This window comes from Ferrovibrio terrae, from assembly GCF_943371255.1.
Taxonomy (GTDB): Bacteria; Pseudomonadota; Alphaproteobacteria; order Ferrovibrionales; family Ferrovibrionaceae; genus Ferrovibrio; species Ferrovibrio terrae_B.
The window spans coordinates 1-15,442 of sequence record NZ_CALRUC010000108.1; the positions used below are offsets into that span (position 1 = coordinate 1).

12 protein-coding genes, 1 other RNA gene and 1 pseudogene are annotated in these 15,442 nt (G+C 64.7%); 8 read left to right on the plus strand and 6 right to left on the minus strand.

Translation table 11 applies throughout. From position 1 onward, the window contains the following. A pseudogene (locus AAG799_RS18420) lies at nt 1–623 on the minus strand (hypothetical protein); the annotation flags it as partial. A gap of 280 nt (nt 624–903) precedes the next feature. Between AAG799_RS18420 and AAG799_RS18425 the strand changes: the two are divergent. Next, on the plus strand, nt 904–2,028 hold the full coding sequence (locus AAG799_RS18425; RefSeq protein ID WP_341898227.1) for a serine hydrolase domain-containing protein: 1,125 nt from the start codon (nt 904–906) through the stop codon (nt 2,026–2,028). Between the two features lie 19 nt (nt 2,029–2,047). Here AAG799_RS18425 and AAG799_RS18430 read toward each other — a convergent pair whose 3' ends face one another. From AAG799_RS18430 to AAG799_RS18445, 4 genes are all read right to left on the minus strand, one after another. Next, complete coding sequence (locus tag AAG799_RS18430; protein WP_341898229.1) at nt 2,048–3,103, minus strand: hypothetical protein; 1,056 nt, start codon at nt 3,101–3,103, stop codon at nt 2,048–2,050. A 134-nt stretch (nt 3,104–3,237) separates the two neighbouring features. After that, on the minus strand, nt 3,238–4,248 hold the full coding sequence (locus AAG799_RS18435; RefSeq protein ID WP_341898231.1) for a hypothetical protein: 1,011 nt from the start codon (nt 4,246–4,248) through the stop codon (nt 3,238–3,240). A gap of 83 nt (nt 4,249–4,331) precedes the next feature. Then, complete coding sequence (locus AAG799_RS18440) at nt 4,332–8,000, minus strand: hydantoinase B/oxoprolinase family protein (RefSeq protein WP_341898233.1); 3,669 nt, start codon at nt 7,998–8,000, stop codon at nt 4,332–4,334. 87 nt (nt 8,001–8,087) lie between these two features. Then, nucleotides 8,088–8,633 (minus strand): winged helix DNA-binding protein, encoded by a 546-nt coding sequence (locus AAG799_RS18445; protein WP_341898234.1) that lies wholly within the window; start codon nt 8,631–8,633, stop codon nt 8,088–8,090. Nucleotides 8,634–8,812: 179 nt separating this feature from the next. On the opposite strand from AAG799_RS18445, the gene AAG799_RS18450 reads away from it, so the two are divergent. The 3 genes from AAG799_RS18450 (at nt 8,813) to rnpB (ending at nt 10,930) form a co-directional block, all read left to right on the plus strand. Then, a complete protein-coding gene (locus AAG799_RS18450) occupies nt 8,813–9,703 on the plus strand; it encodes a DMT family transporter (protein WP_341898236.1) in 891 nt (296 codons plus the stop codon). Further along, nucleotides 9,700–10,473: an N-acetylmuramoyl-L-alanine amidase gene (locus AAG799_RS18455; protein WP_341898237.1), complete on the plus strand. Its 774-nt coding sequence runs from the start codon at nt 9,700–9,702 to the stop codon at nt 10,471–10,473. Before AAG799_RS18450 ends, AAG799_RS18455 begins: the two co-directional genes overlap by 4 nt. A gap of 48 nt (nt 10,474–10,521) precedes the next feature. Continuing rightward, nucleotides 10,522–10,930: RNase P RNA component class A (rnpB, locus tag AAG799_RS18460), an RNA gene on the plus strand. A 25-nt stretch (nt 10,931–10,955) separates the two neighbouring features. Here rnpB and AAG799_RS18465 read toward each other — a convergent pair. Continuing rightward, a complete protein-coding gene (locus AAG799_RS18465; RefSeq protein WP_341898239.1) occupies nt 10,956–11,510 on the minus strand; it encodes a hypothetical protein in 555 nt (184 codons plus the stop codon). A 324-nt stretch (nt 11,511–11,834) separates the two neighbouring features. Between AAG799_RS18465 and AAG799_RS18470 the strand changes: the two genes are divergently transcribed. From AAG799_RS18470 to AAG799_RS18485, 4 genes are all read left to right on the plus strand, one after another. Then, on the plus strand, nt 11,835–12,302 hold the full coding sequence (locus AAG799_RS18470; RefSeq protein WP_341898241.1) for an MraZ family transcriptional regulator: 468 nt from the start codon (nt 11,835–11,837) through the stop codon (nt 12,300–12,302). Between the two features lie 71 nt (nt 12,303–12,373). Then, on the plus strand, nt 12,374–13,318 hold the full coding sequence (gene rsmH / locus AAG799_RS18475; RefSeq protein WP_341898246.1) for a 16S rRNA (cytosine(1402)-N(4))-methyltransferase RsmH: 945 nt from the start codon (nt 12,374–12,376) through the stop codon (nt 13,316–13,318). Next, nucleotides 13,315–13,845: a hypothetical protein gene (locus AAG799_RS18480; protein ID WP_341898243.1), complete on the plus strand. Its 531-nt coding sequence runs from the start codon at nt 13,315–13,317 to the stop codon at nt 13,843–13,845. The genes rsmH and AAG799_RS18480 overlap by 4 nt, the downstream gene beginning before the upstream one ends. Further along, nucleotides 13,845–15,442, plus strand: a 1,598-nt coding sequence (locus tag AAG799_RS18485; protein ID WP_341898244.1) for a penicillin-binding protein 2, incomplete at its 3' end; no start/stop codon positions are given. The genes AAG799_RS18480 and AAG799_RS18485, both read left to right, overlap by 1 nt.

The window sequence follows — 15,442 nt, forward strand, 5'->3', positions numbered from 1 at the left end:
TCGCCCGGACCGCCGGCACCGACGGGCTTTGCGACGGTCGTGTTGCTGCGCACATCCGAGCCGCCTTGCTTTTCGGTCATGCCCATGCCGATCAGGGCGCCGGTCTTCTGCGTCACCGGCCGGTTGCTGCCGTCATACTGTCGCGAATAGATTTTCGGCAGCCAGGTTTCAGCCAGATGCTTGTCCTTGCGGATCGCCGGCACGCTGCCATAGGTCATCGTGGTGGGACACTGGCTGCCCGGCTCGATCTGCGCATGCATGATATAGGCGGCGGCGCGCGCGACATGCGCGCCCGGCTTGGGCTCGGCCCAGGGCGCCGAATGCAGGCCCTCGCCGATGATCAGCGCCATGATGCTGTGCCAGGCCGGATGGAACTCGACCTCGTCAAGCCGGTGGCCGAAGCGGTCGAACAGTTTGAGCTGCGGCGGGTTTTTATGGGCCAGCCGGCCCTGTTCGATGGTCTCGGCATCGCCCAGCCGGCTGCCATAGACGGTGAGGCGATCCTTCGCCCAGCCGGCACCGTTCAGCTCGGTCGCCTGCATCAGGGCATGATCGGTCGTGAACAGATTGTAGTCCTCCAGCGCCGGCGGCTGGTTGAGGACATCGAATACGGTATCCGTCATGGCGTTTCTCCCTGGGCAGGAGTCTAGCAGTCTGCCGGCGCTTGGAAAGACTGCCGTTGCGGCAGAGCGGCGGCAATTTCCTGGGGCCAAACGGCGGCCGGCGCGATACACTCGCGCCATGTGGGGGACGCTGCAGACAGCGATGCGTGCAGCCCGGCTCCTGTGGATCGGGCCGGCCGTACTGCTGTTCTGCCTGTGCCTGCAACCAGCCCTTGCCCAGCCGTCACTTGTCCAGCCAACCGGGCGCGCGCTGCCTGGCCTAGAATCCTTCGATATGGAAATGGCGGGCCTCATCGAAAGATGGAAGCTGCCGGGTGGCGGCCTTGCCGTCGCCACGCAGGGCCGCATCGTGCTGGCACGTGGCTACGGGCTGGCTGATCGCGAAAAGCAGATTCCGGTGCAGCCCACCACGCGCTTCCGGCTTGGCAGCCTGGCCAAGCCGCTGACGGCGGTGGCCGTGCTGCAACTGGTGGAGCAGGGCCGCCTCGGTCTCGACGATCCGCTGTTGCCGTTGCTGGGTGAGATCGGACCGCGTCCTGAGGCCATTGCCGATGCGCGCGTTCACGCGATTACGATCCGGCAGCTCCTGCATCACACCGCCGGCTTCGACCGCGGCGTATCGGGCGACGGGGTGTTCCTGCCGCACTCGGCCCATGCGGCGGCCCGGCAGAAGGCGGCATTGCCGCCAAGCTGCGAAATCATCCTGCGCGACAATCTGGAACGCAAACTCGATTTCGATCCCGGCACGCGCTACGCCTATTCGAATATCGGCTACTGCATCCTCGGCCGCGTGATCGAGCGGATCAGCGGACAAGCCTACGGCGATTATGTGCGGCAGCATGTGTTGGTGTCTGCCGGTGCCGTGGAGATGCAGCTGGCACGCACCTTCGAGATGGCCGAGGGCGAGGCGGCCTATTACGACTATCCCGGCGCGCCGCTGGTGGAGGCCATTCCCGGTATGGGTTCGGCGCGCATGGTGCTGGCGCCCTATGGCGGCTATGCGATGGAGACGATGGATTCCTTTGGCGGCTGGATTGCCTCGGCGCCGGACTATCTGCGCTTCATCACGGCTGTCGATGGCCAGCGCGGCCTGGCACTGCTGAAGCCGGTGACAGTGAAGCTGATGCTGGCACCACCACCCGGGCTGGAGCAAAAACCATCTTACTATGGGCTCGGCTTCTCGGTGCGGCCGGTCAAGGGCGGGCTGAACTGGTGGCATAGCGGCTCGCATGCCGGTACCAAGACGCTGGCCGTACGTACGGCGGGCGGCCAAGCCTGGATCGCCACCTTCAACATGCGGCCGAAGGATCGCAAGGGTTTCGCGCATGATCTAGATGTGACGCTGTGGCGCGCCGCCAATGCGGTGAAGTCCTGGCCCGACGGCGATCTGTTTCCAGTGCAATGAGTGCTTGGAACTGCCCGGTTCAGAACCGCATGGCCAGGTTGAGCCGGGCCTGGGTCAGATAGGGGTCTGCCGTGCCGGCCATGTCGTCCTGGGTCACGGTGTAGCCGGCCATCAGCGTCATGGCGCGGCTGGCCAGGGCCGCCGGAGTCCAGTGCAGCTGCAGGTCCAGGTTCTGCCGGCGACCATAGAGCGGCACGGCGTTGCGGGTGTTGAGATCGCGTTTCTCGCCGAGGCCGAATTCATGGCTGGCAGTCAGGTTGAGGGATTCGCCCAGCGGCACGCCGATCTGCAGACCAAGGATGTTGAGATCGCGCTCGGTGCCATAGGTGTATTCATTGCGGCGCTGCGCCGAGGCGCCGAGCCTGTAGCCGCTGGCGAAATGCTGCGCGACGGCAATCCGGTGGCGTTCGTTGCTGCTGACCGACAGCGGATTGCCGGGCGAGGACTCGGTCGTATAGCCGGTCGACAGCGTCAGGGTCAGGTCATCCGCGATCATGGCGGATACCGAATTGTCGATACCAAAGCGCCGGCTGCTGCTGCCGGCCAGATCGCTCCAGTTGGCGGCGGCATCGGGATCGACCTTGAAAGTGAGACCGTATTCCTCGTAGGCGAGGCCGAATTTGCTGCGTGCCGCGCGGTTTTCGTTATCGCTGCTGCCGCTCTGGCTGATGGCGCTGTCGTTGCTCAGCGCCAGCCCGTCGAAAAACGGCACGTCATAGGCTTTCTGCAGCGCACCTGGCGCGGCATCGCGCTCGCTGTAAACAGTCATTTTGTCGCTGTCCGTGTCGATCTGCGGCAGTGTGTCGAAACGGCGGCTCAGCAGGCTGACATCGCCGGGCGCGAACAGCGGCTGGCGCGTCAGCAAATAATTGCCCTCATCGGGGTTGTAGGCGAGCAGAGCCAGATCGCTGCGCAGGGTTTCGGGCAGATTCTCCACATCGGGCAAAACCGGGATGACCTGGCAATAGCCGGCATCGGCCGGCGTGATGATCATCGGGCAGGGCGGCAGTCGCGATTGCGCGCTGATCTCCGGCGACGCCAATGCCGCCAGCAGGCCGGCAAGCGCGTACAGCACAGCTGCGCTGGATCGGATGCGGCAGGTCACGGCCCCTCTTCCCCGATATCGCGACAGCAGAATACAAGTCTGCCGCAGCAGGATTACTCCGATCTTTAGCCAGAGTCCTGTGGCGGAATTGCGGCAGGGATGTTTTAGCCTGCTGTGGCCAGCCAGAGTCGGGCGATGGCCGCGGGGCTGTAATGTGTGGCGACATGCGCCTGTCCGGCCAGGGTGCGCTCGATCACGGCATCCGGATCGGCAAGGCCGGCCAGCACAGCCTGCGGCAGCGCGTCTGCCAGCGCGATATACGGCGCCAGTTCGCGATAGCTTTCGAGCGGGTGGGCGAAAACGGCACGCCCGGCCTGCAGCGCCTGCAGCGCACGGTTGGCGCTTTTGCCGCGCACCAGGGTGTTGCCATGGTCAAACGGCAGCACGACGGCATCGCAGGCCGCCAATGCAGATTGCAGCGCCGGCACCGACCAGGGCAGGGCGGCGATCTGCGCCGGGGTAGCCTTGCTGCGCAGGGTCTCGATCAGGGTGGCGCCGAGCGGTTCGCAGAGCAGCGTCAGGTGAACGGCGTGCTGTGAAGCCAGCGCCGGCAGATCTTCGGCGCAGAAACGATGCAGGGCGGCCGCATGAGCGCCAAAGAAACCGAACCACAGCAGGTTGAGAGTCTCGCCCGGGGCAAAGCGAACGGTATCGGCGGCGACTTCCACCACATCGCCGATCACGCTGATCCTGGCATCCGGCAGATGTTCGCGCAGCTGTGTCGCCAGCGCGGCGGAAGCGGCGACGATGCGGCCGGCACGGCCGAGCAGGGCGGGATAGAAGCTGCGGCAGCCAGCCGCAAGGTCGGCGCCGCGCTGTTGCGCGATATAGCCGAGAAAATCCTCGCCAAGCTTGAGATCGCAGACATCGACGATCAGGCGGTCGCCGAGCGCCGCGCCGAGCGCGCCGATGGCCTGGATATGCGCCGGCTGCAGCAACACGCCTTCCTTGGGCTGGGTCAGGATCACCGCATCGGCATCGATCAGGTCCGTCGTCGGCTGTGCCCATTGCTCAAGCCCCAGCACGGCGGCGTCATGGCCGGCGGCGCGCAGGGCGGCGGCCGGCAGCAGGGCGCGATAGCGCAGGCTGGCCAGATCGCTATGGCCGCTGGCCATGGTCGCTGCCGGCGCGAAGGTACAGAATCGAATCCGCATCGGGCCGCAGCTTACAGCAAACGGCCCGACAGCGGAGGCAGGGATTATTCCGCCGCCTGCTTCAGGTCGACCGCCTTGCCGAAGCCGCCGCCGGACGGCGTGGAAATGACAAAGACATCGCCGGGCTGCATCGGCGTCGAGCAGCGGCCGTCCATCGGCTCCTTCGCGCCAGATGTGCGTTCCACCCACTGGCGCCCGGTTTCGCCAGTGCCGCCGCCTTCGAGGCCAAAGGGCGGCACGGTGCGGTGCGAGGAGAGCAGGGTGGCCACCATGGGGGTGAGGAAGCGCATGCGGCGGATGGTGCCGTCGCCGCCCCGGTGCCTGCCCTTGCCGCCCGAGCCGCGCCGGATGCGGAAGCTTTCCAGCAGCACCGGGAAACGGAATTCCAACACCTCGGGGTCGGTGAGGCGGGCATTGGTCATATGCGTATGCACCGCATCGCAGCCATCGAAATCGGGGCCGGCGCCCGAGCCGCCACAGATGGTTTCGTAATACTGGTACTCGTTATTGCCGAAGGTGAAGTTGTTCATCGTGCCCTGCGCCGCGGCCATCACGCCGAGTGCGCCGAAGATGGTATCGGTGATGCACTGGCTGGTTTCGACATTGCCGGCCACGGTAGCGGCCGGATAGACCGGATCGAGCATCGAGTTTTTCGGGATGATGATCTCCAGCGGCTTCAGGCAGCCGCCGTTCAGCGGAATGTCGGAATCCACCAGGCAGCGGAAGGCATAGAGTACGGCGGCGACACACACGGCGGTCGGCGCATTGTAGTTGGTCGGATGCACACCGGAGGTGCCGGTGAAGTCGATCTTGGCGGTGCGGTCCTTGTGGTTCACCGTCACCTTCACCTTGATTTCGAAGCCATCGTCCATCGGATAGGTGAACTGGCCATCCTTCAGCCGGCTGATCACGCGGCGCACGGATTCTTCTGCATTATCCTGTACGTGATTCATGTAGGCGCGCACGACATCGAGGCCGAACTGGTCGACCATCTTGCGCAACTCCTGCGCACCCTTTTCACAGGAAGCCAACTGCGCCTTCAGGTCGGCGATATTCTGCGCCGGATTGCGCGAGGGATATTTGCCGGATTTGAGAATCTCGACCATCTCGGCTTCGAGCAGCCTGCCGCCATCGACCAGCAGCACGTTGTCCAGCAGCACGCCTTCATCTTCCACCGTGCGGCTGTCCGGCGGCATCGAACCGGGCGTGGTGCCGCCGATATCGGCATGATGCCCGCGGCTGCCCAGATAGAACAGCACCTCCTGGCCGGCCTTGTCGAATACCGGCGTGATGACGGTGACATCGGGCAGATGCGTGCCGCCCGCGTATGGTGCGTTCAGCACATAGACATCGCCCGGCTTCATCTGGCCGGCGCGCTTGCGCATCACCGTCTTGATCGATTCCGACATCGAGCCCAGATGCACCGGCATATGCGGCGCATTGGCGATCAGCTCGCCATCCAGATCGAAAATGGCGCAGGAGAAATCGAGCCGCTCCTTGATGTTGACCGAGTAGGCGGTCTTCTCCAGCACGCTGCCCATCTGCTCGGCGATCGACATGAACAGGTTGTTGAAGATTTCCAGCATCACCGGATCGACGGATGTGCCAATCGCCCGGCGCTCGGGCAGGGCTTCCACGCGCTTGAGCACCAGGTCGCGGCGTTCGGTCAGCCTGGCCTGCCAGCCGGGCTCCAGCACGATGGTGCTGGTCGGCTCGATCACGATGGCCGGTCCCTTGATGGTCTCACCCGGGCGTAAGGCCGCGCGGTCATAGACCGGCGTGTCGCGCCAGCCACTGGCCATATAGGCCTTGCGCCTGGCCAGCACCGGGATGGCATCCTGCGCCCGCGGATCGACGATCGGCTCCACTGTATCGGGTGCGCGTTCGCCCTGGCCCACGACCTCGATGGCGACCGAGCCGGCAATCAGCGCCTTTTCCGGGCTGATGAAACCGAACCGCTGGCGATGCGCGGTCTCAAAAGCCGTCTTGATCTGGTCGAGGCTGCCGAACTCGACTTCCAAAGCAGAGTCGGAGCCTCCATATCGAACATGCAGCTTGCGGATCACCGTGATCTTCTCGGGCGCCACGCCCTGGCGCAGCATCTCGGCATGAGACTCCGCCGCCAGCGCATCCAGCGCTTTCGACAGGCCGGGCAGGGCGGCAGCTTCCAGCGCCACTTCGGCCGATTTCTCCTTCAGCACGCGCTGGTCGGCCAGGCCCATGCCATAGGCCGAGAGCACGCCAGCCAAGGGGTGCAGCAGCACTTCGGTCATACCGAGCGCATCGGCCACCAGGCAGGCATGCTGGCCGCCGGCACCGCCAAAACTGGACAGCACGTATTTGGTCACGTCATAGCCGCGCGCCACCGAAATCTTCTTGATCGCGTTGGCCATGTTCTCGACGGCGATGGCGAGGAAGCCTTCGGCCATTTCCTCGATGCTGCGGGTGTCGCCGCTCTCGGCATTGATGCGCGCCTGCAATTCGGCGAACTTGGTCTTCACCACATCGGCATCCAGCGGCTGGTCGCCATCGGGGCCGAAGACGGCGGGGAAGAAATCAGGCTGCAGCTTGCCCAGCACCACGTTGCAGTCGGTCACCGCCAGTGGCCCGCCGCGGCGATAGCAGGCCGGGCCGGGATTGGCGCCGGCCGAATCAGGCCCGACGCGATAGCGCGCGCCGTCGAAATGCAGGATCGAGCCGCCGCCGGCCGCCACCGTGTTGATCATCATCATCGGTGCGCGCATGCGCACACCGGCCACCATGGTCTCGAAGGCACGTTCGTATTCGCCGGCATAATGGCTGACATCGGTCGAGGTGCCACCCATGTCGAAGCCGATCACCTTGGTAAAGCCGGCCCGCGTCGAGGTTTCCACCAGGCCGACCACGCCGCCGGCCGGGCCGGACAGGATGCTGTCCTTGCCCTGGAAGAAATTGGCATCGGCGAGGCCGCCGTTCGACTGCATGAACATCAGTCGCAGCGCCGTGTTGGCCGCATCCAGCTCGCTGCCCACCTGGTCGACATAGCGGCGCAGGATCGGCGAGACATAGGCATCGACCACCGTGGTGTCGCCGCGGCTGACGAATTTGATCAGCGGCGAGACCTGATGGCTGGCCGAGACCTGGGTGAAGCCGATCTGCTTCGCCAGTGCCGCGACTTTTGCTTCATGGTCGCTATAGCGATAGCCATGCATGAACAGCACGGCGACACTGCGGATGCCATCGGCATAGGCCGCCTTCAGTGCGGCCTCGGCGGCCTTGAGATCCAGCGGGGTCTCGATGCTTCCATCGTTGCGCACGCGCTCAGGGATTTCCACCACGCGCTCATACAGCATCTCGGGCAACTGGATATGCAGGGCGAAGAGATTCGGCCGGGTCTGATAGCCAATGCGCAACTGGTCGGCGAAACCTTCCGAGACCAGCAGCAGCACGCGGTCGCCCTTGCGCTCCAGCAGCGCATTGGTCGCCACGGTGGTGCCCATCTTCACAGCGGCGATTTTGCCCTTAGGGAGAGCATCACCGGTCTTGAGCCCCAGCAGGTCGCGGATGCCCTGCACGGCGGCATCCTTGTAGCGCTCCGGGTTTTCCGACAGCAGCTTATGAGTGACGATCTCGCCGCCCGGTTTGCGGCCGACGATATCGGTGAAGGTGCCGCCGCGGTCGATCCAGAATTCCCACTGGGCATGGGGCGAGAGGGGCGCGGCGGGCTGGGTCATGCGGGGCTCCATAAGGCCCGGCCAAGGGTAGCCGGGAGGCAGACGGTTACAAAACGTTGATAATTTGTCAACGTTATCGACGGGCTGTTAAAGCGAGGCGGCCGCCCGGGCCGCCTGGTCGTAACTTCCCGACAGGGCGCGCATCAAATCAGCCACCCGGGAGAGGTCACCTTGCGGCTGGCCCAGCAGGCCGAAGGCTTCGCCCAGCAGCTGCTCGCGGATCTTGCGGTATTCCATGCACAGCGCGCGGCCTTTCGGCGTGGTGCTGTAGAAGATCTCCTTGCCGCGCCGGGTGCCGGCGATCAGGCCCAGCCGCACCATCTTTTTCAGGCCGTAATTGACGGTGTGGGAATCCTCGACATTCAGCACCAGGCAGAGATCGGCCAGGCGCTTGGGTCGGTCGCGATGATTCACCCCGTGCAGCACCATCACATCCAGTGCGGCCAGGTCGCCCTGGCCAGCGGCCGTCATGCAGCGCACGATCCAGCGATTGAAGGCATTGCCGGTCATCATCAGGGCGAATTCAAACTCGCTCAGGCCTTCCAGCTTTTCGCTGACCAGATGGGCGGAAGACACGATCGGGCGTCGCGCGGGGGATTTCTGCTTGCGCTTCGATGTCGCTGCTTTCGCCATGCCGTCTGCCCTCTCATTGCCCTGCATGCCTGCAAACCGGGCATAACTCCGGCATAACCGGAACAGGGGCCGCATACCCCCCTTGCAGCCAGCGCATGGCCCGTCTGTAAACAAGCGTAGCCCGCGATGGGCCGGCTTTGCTAGGGTCGCGCCCCATGAAGCCCCAGCATCTGTCCCTTATGCTCTTGATCTGCGCGATCTGGGGCGGCAATTTTGTCGTCACCAAGCTTGCGGTCGATCATTTTCCGCCCGTGCTGTTCACCGCGCTGCGGTTCGCGCTGGTTGCGATCCTGACGCTGCCCTGGCTGCGCTGGTGTCCCGGCCAGATGCGCAACGTGATCATCGCCGCGCTGTGCATGGGCACCCTGCATTTTGCACTCATCATCATCGGCATCGCCAAGGCCGATGATGTTTCGGTGGTGGCCGTGGTGACCCAGCTGGGCGTGCCGATCTCCACCCTGATGGCCGTGCTGTTCCTCGGCGAGCGGGTGCGCTGGAAGCGCAGCCTGGGTATTGCGCTGGCCTTCAGCGGCGCGGTGGTGATCAGTTTCGACCCGAAAGTAATGAACTACCAGGTTGCCATCGGCCTCATCCTGATGGCGGTGATCATTTTCTCGATCGGCCAGATCACGGTGCGCCGCATCCACGATGTCAATACATTCACCATGCAGGCCTGGGTCGGTATCCTGAGCGCGCCCAGCCTGCTGTTGATCTCGCTGCTGCTGGAAGACGGTCATGTCGAACAGACCCTGTCGGCCAGTGTCTGGCATTGGGGTGCGATTGCCTATGCCGCCGTGCTGGTGTCGCTGATCGGCCATGGCGGCGCCTATTACCTGCTGCGCCGCTATCCGGTCAGCATCGTCAATCCCGGCTTCACGCTGGCGCCGATCTTCGGCGTGCTGGCCGGCGTGTTCTTCCTCAACGAACAGCTGAGCGGCCGTGTCATCCTTGGCTCGGCCATCACCCTGCTGGGCGTCTTGATCGTTGCCACGCGCGAAGGCAAGGTGGCCGATGCACGGGGCGTGGCCCCGGAAAAAGCGGCACTGGAAACCAAGGGAGCCGGTGATTGACCCTGTCCTTTGTCGAGCATCCGTCGCCGAATTTTGATGAACGCAGTGGCCGCCGGCCTGTCGATATGGTCGTGCTGCATTATACCGGCATGCCGACGGCGGCAGCAGCGCTGCAGCGCCTGTGCGACCCTGAAGCCAAGGTCAGCGCCCATTACGTGATCGATGAAGACGGCACGATCTATCGCCTGGTGCCCGAAGACAAGCGCGCCTGGCATGCCGGCGTTGCCTTCTGGCGCGGCGTGCGCGATGTCAATGCGCGCTCGATCGGCATCGAGCTGGTCAATCCGGGTCATGAATTCGGCTATCGCGAATTCCCCACTGTGCAGATCGATGCGCTGATTGCCCTGCTGAAAGACATGGCCACCCGTTACGAGATGATGCCGGGCAATTACGTCGCCCATTCCGATATCGCGCCGATGCGCAAGGAAGATCCGGGTGAACTGTTTCCCTGGCACCGGCTGCATGCCGCCGGCTTCGGCCGCTGGTGGGCCGGGGACTTCAAGGTTTCGCCGCACGCGCCGTCGATGCAGCCGGGCGAACGCAGCGGCGCCGTGCTGGAGCTGCAGGTCGCGCTCGACCGCATCGGCTACGGCATCGAGGGCAGCGGATTCTACGACCCCGCCACCGAGGCCGTGGTGCGCGCCTTCCAGCGCCACTGGCGCCAGGATCAGGTCGATGGCATCAGCGATGCCGAGACCACCAGCCTGATCCGCCATATCGCCGACCAGGTGAATATGCGCCGGATCAGCAGCGAACGCGCCGCCAGCTGACCCTTTGTACTTGACTGCGCCGGCGCCGGCGCCTACCTGTGCGCCGTGCCAGACGGCTGGACGGTCGCGGCGTTCTTCGGAGCGTCGAGGAAAGTCCGGGCTCCACGGAAACACGGTGCCGGGTAACGCCCGGCGGGGGCGACCCCAGGGACAGTGCCACAGAGAGCAGACCGCCATGACACCAGGATTTATCCTGGTCTCATGGCAAGGGTGAAAGGGTGCGGTAAGAGCGCACCGCGCGTCCGGTAACGGAAGCGGCATGGCAAACCCCACCGGGAGCAAGACCAAATAGGGATGGCCGCAGGCGCAAGCCTGCAGAACTGTTTCCGGTTTGCCATCCGGGTCGGTCGCGCGAGGCGTCCAGCAATGGGCGTCCCAGAGGAATGACCGTCCATCTCACGCCAGAAGCAATTTTGGTGTGGGGGGACAGAACCCGGCTTACAGGCCGTCTGGCGCCTTAGTCTGAAACTGAAGGATTTCGCTCAGCGGCTGACGCGCAGCAGGAAGGCATCCGGAATCTGTTCCGGGCATTCACTGAAATGCGGCTCGAAGATCGCCGAGAAGCCCTGCTTGGCGCGGGTGTCGAGACACCAGCGCTTGCCGTCTCGGGCCTTCAGCGACAGGCCACCGCCCTTGATATCCCACAGCTGCGGCAGCTGCTCCAGCATTTCGGTATTCAGCGCGCAGGCCGAAACCACCAGGATCTGGGCGCGCGGCTCCATCGCCAGGCAATAGCTCGGATTGGCGGCGAAGAAGATCTGATAGGCATTCTGCTGCAGCGGCCGGCTGATGAAGAAACCCTGCGTCAGGTTGTCGATGTTGAATTCGCAGGGCGACAGCAGCACGTTGGCCCGCAGGCGCTTGATGTCATTGTTGATCAGCTGGGTGGTCAGACACTGGTTGTTGGCGGTGCCGGCCACGATGGCAAAGCGCTTCAGCGACGGCGCCTCGCGCGGCAGGAATTCATTGACCGCCGCAAACCCTGCCAGCGGCGCCAGTACAACGGCTGCACAAACGGCCGTTCGCACAGCGGCCATGAGCCGCCGGGCCAGTCGTTCCCCGACATTGCGAATGCCAATCTGCATTGGTGTGTCTGCGCCTTCCCCTGTGTGTGTCGATGTAGGCCGAGCAGGGTGGCGAGATCAAGGCAGATCGATGAGAACAAATGAGAACATTAAGTGAATTTATTAGGATCGACCTGCGTGCAAGTGCCCGAGATCATTGGCCGATCATGGGGTCGAATCACCATAACAGACCGTTAATTTCCATTGACCCCCATATAGGCCCATGTTATCCCATCCTATCCCAGGTCAGGATGCCCAAGGGGGGCAGTTCGCCGGGAGAGAGCGCGGGGGCGCGGCGTGGAGCTGTTTCTCTCCACCTTCAGGAATCGGATCGACGCCAAGGGACGGGTTTCCGTGCCGGCGCCGTATCGCGCCCTGCTGACCCGTCGCCAGCCCGAGGGCGGCCTGATCCTCGGTCCTGATATTTCTGCGCCGGCACTGGTCGCCGGTGGCCGCGATTATCTCGACGGCGTCAATCGCCGCATCGATGAGCTGCCCGATCTGCATCCCGAACGCGAAATGCTGATCGACGGCCTGCTGCCCTTTCTGAGTGAGCTGAGCCTTGACCAGGAAGGCCGCATCCAGTTGCAGCCGCAGTTTCTCGACCATGCCGGTCTGGCTTCGCCAGGCGAGGCGGTCTTTGTCGGCCGTCGCCACAGCTTCCAGATCTGGGAACCCAAGGCCTGGGAGGTCCGTGCCAGCGAAGCGCGAGCCAAGGCCGCCGCCTGGCTGCGCAGTGGCGGGAATCCGGGAGCAAAATCGTGAGCCCGGCGGATCGTTCCCGCCCGCAAGACACAAACGGCCATGAAAAAGCCGCAGGAACGGTTCATCTCTCGGTGATGTGCAGTGAAGTCGTGGCGGCGCTCAATCCGGGCGCCGGCGACGTTGTGGTGGACGGGACGTTTGGTGCGGGTGGTTACAGTGCGGCCCTGCTGGCTGCGGCGGAGTGCCAGGTGATCGGCATCGACCGCGACCCCACCGTGCAGGTGCATGCCGATCGCGTGTCTGCCGCTTATCCCGGTCGTTTCCGCCTGCTGGCCGGCCGCTTCGGCGACATGGCCGATCTGCTGCAGGCCATCGGCATCGACGGCGTGGATGGTGTGGCACTGGATATCGGTGTCTCCTCCATGCAGCTCGACCAGGCCGAACGCGGCTTCTCCTTCCAGCAGGACGGCCCGCTCGACATGCGCATGGCCGACCGGGGCGAGACCGCCGCCGATATCGTCAATTCGCGCGACGAGGCCGAACTGGCCGATATCATCTATCTCTATGGCGAGGAACGCCGCGCCCGTGCCGTGGCGCGCGCCATCGTTGCCGCCCGCATCGAGGCGCCGATCACCCGCACGCGCCAGCTGGCACAGATCGTTGCCCGCGTCGTGCGCGCCGCGCCGGGCATCAATCCGGCGACCCGCACCTTCCAGGCGTTGCGCATCGTGGTGAATGACGAACTGGGCGAGCTGAAGCGCGGCCTGGTCGCCGCCGAAAAACTGCTCAAGCCCGAAGGTCGCCTTGCGGTCGTGTCCTTCCATTCGCTGGAAGATCGCGTGGTGAAGCATTTCCTCGATCGCCGCTGCGGCAAGCAGACCGGCAGCTCGCGCCATCTGCCGCAGGCCAATGTCGCGGTTCGCGCGCCATCGTTTGAGCTGCTGCACAAGGGCGCGCTGGCGGCCAGCGACACCGAGACGGCGGCCAATCCGCGCGCCCGGTCCGCCAAGCTGCGTGCCGCCAAACGCACTGCCGCTCCAGTCTGGCCTGACGATGACATGCGGGAGGCAGCATGAGCCGCGGCCTCTCCCTCATCGCCCTGTTGCTGCTCGCCGTCGTGTCCTTCGGCCTTTACCAGCTGTCCTATGAAGTGCAGCGGCTGGAAGACGAGCTGATCGAACTCAATCGCGCGCTCGGCCATGAGCGCGAGACCATCGGCGTGCTGCAGGCCGAATGGAGCTATCTCAGCCGGCCCGATTATCTGCAGGGCAAGGCCCAGCGCCTGCTAGAGATGCGCGCCACCACGGCCAAGGACATCATCGCCATTGAATCGCTGCCCTGGCGCCAGGATCGCGGCCAGCCGACGATCGCGCCGGCCAATCCGGTTCCGGCGCTGCCGCCGATGGCCGCCGCACCTGTTGCACCGCCGGCACAGCCGGTCGCGACGGCGCCAGCCGTGCCGGCGCAGGCTGCGGCCACCTCCATGCAGGTCGCCGCCAAGCCGGCGGGTGATACACCGGCGCCTGCGGGCTTCGATGCCGAAGTCGCCGCCGTGCTGGGCGCCATGCAGCGCCCCGGCAAAGATTCGCGGAGGGCTCCGTAATGGCGCTGTTCCGCCGGTCGCAGAAATCGCCGCAGAAGATGAAGCCGCGTCCGCCCTGCACGCCGGCTGACATGCCCGGCAGCCCGGCGCTGGTGCGTCTGGAGGGTGCGGCCAAGCAGGCGCTGGATGCCAGCCGCGGCCGCCTGGTCATCGGTATCGGCCTGTTCTCGCTCGCCTTCGTCCTGCTGGCCGGCCGCCTGGTCGAACTCACCGTGCTGCGCGGCGCCACTGAGCCGACGCTGGCGCGCGGTTTCAATCCGGAACTGGTTGCCAAGACCGCGTTGATGGATCGCCAGCCGGTGGTCGACCGCAACGGCCAGATTCTCGCCACCAATCTGAAGATCGCCTCGCTCTACGCCGATCCGCGCAAGCTGCAGAATCCGGCCGAGGCCGCCACGCGGCTGGCCCAGGCATTGCCTGAACTGCCGGTCGGCGAGGTGCAGGCCAAGCTGGCATCGGGCAAGAGCTTTGTCTGGCTCAAGCGCGGCCTGACCCCGCGCGAGCAGTATGAAGTCAATCGCCTCGGCATTCCGGGCCTGTATTTCCATAACGAGCAGCGTCGCGTTTATCCGCAGGGCCCGATGGGCGTGCATGTCGTCGGTTACACCGATATCGACGGCAAGGGTATTTCAGGCGTCGAGCAGCATTTCGATGAACAGCTGCGCGATCCGACCCGCACCGGCGATCCGCTCGAACTCAGCATCGATGTGCGCGTCCAGCATGTGATGCGCGACGAAGTGGCCCGGGCGATCGAGACTTTCAACGCCATCGGTGGCGGCGGCATCGTGCTGGATGTCCATACCGGCGAGATCATTTCGCTGGTCAGCCTGCCCGATTTCGATCCGGCCGAACCCGGCACCGCCAGTAAGGAGGCGCGCTTCAATCGTATCACGCTCGGTGTGTACGAAATGGGCTCGACCATGAAGACGCTGAACACGGCGATGGCGCTGGATTACGGCACCGTCAAGCTGAACGGCGGCTATGATGCCAGCCGGCCGATCCAGATTTCGCGCTTTTCGATCAAGGACGATCACCCGAAGAACCGCTGGCTCAGCGTGCCGGAGATCTTCATGTATTCGTCCAATATCGGCTCGGCCAAGATGGCCGTCGATGTCGGCCCCGAACGCCAGCGCGACTTCATGCAGCGCTTAGGGATGCTGAACAAGCCGGCGCTGGAACTGCCTGAGATCGGTGCGCCGCTGATCCCGCGCAACTGGAAGACCGTCGAGACCATGACCATTGCCTTCGGCCATGGTCTGTCAGTCACGCCGCTGCAGCTCGCCACTGCCACGGCCGCCATCGTCAATGGCGGCGTGCTGCATCCGCCGACCCTGATCAAGCGTCCGCCCGGCCTGCCGGCACCGGGCCGCCAGGTGATCCGCCGCGATGTCAGCGACACCATGCGCAAGCTGATGGCGCTGGTGGTGGAAGAGGGCACCGGTTCCAAGGCCGGCGTGCAGGGCTACATGGTTGGCGGCAAGACCGGCACCTCGGAAAAGGTCAACGAGCGCGGCGGTTATAACCGCAAGGCGCTGTTCAACACCTTTGTTGCCGGCTTCCCGATGCACAACCCGCGCTACATCGTGCAGGTGATGCT

Bases quoted from the DNA above. Each gene is read 5' to 3' on its own strand.
- AAG799_RS18425 (WP_341898227.1), top strand. From the start codon at position 904: ATGGCGGGCCTCATCGAAAGATGGAAGCTGCCGGGTGGCGGCCTTGCC.
- AAG799_RS18435 (WP_341898231.1), bottom strand. From the start codon at position 4,248: ATGGCCAGCGGCCATAGCGATCTGGCCAGCCTGCGCTATCGCGCCCTG.
- AAG799_RS18440 (WP_341898233.1), bottom strand. From the start codon at position 8,000: ATGACCCAGCCCGCCGCGCCCCTCTCGCCCCATGCCCAGTGGGAATTC.
- AAG799_RS18445 (WP_341898234.1), bottom strand. From the start codon at position 8,633: ATGGCGAAAGCAGCGACATCGAAGCGCAAGCAGAAATCCCCCGCGCGA.
- AAG799_RS18450 (WP_341898236.1), top strand. From the start codon at position 8,813: ATGCTCTTGATCTGCGCGATCTGGGGCGGCAATTTTGTCGTCACCAAG.
- AAG799_RS18465 (WP_341898239.1), bottom strand. From the start codon at position 11,510: ATGGCCGCTGTGCGAACGGCCGTTTGTGCAGCCGTTGTACTGGCGCCG.
- AAG799_RS18480 (WP_341898243.1), top strand. From the start codon at position 13,315: ATGAGCCGCGGCCTCTCCCTCATCGCCCTGTTGCTGCTCGCCGTCGTG.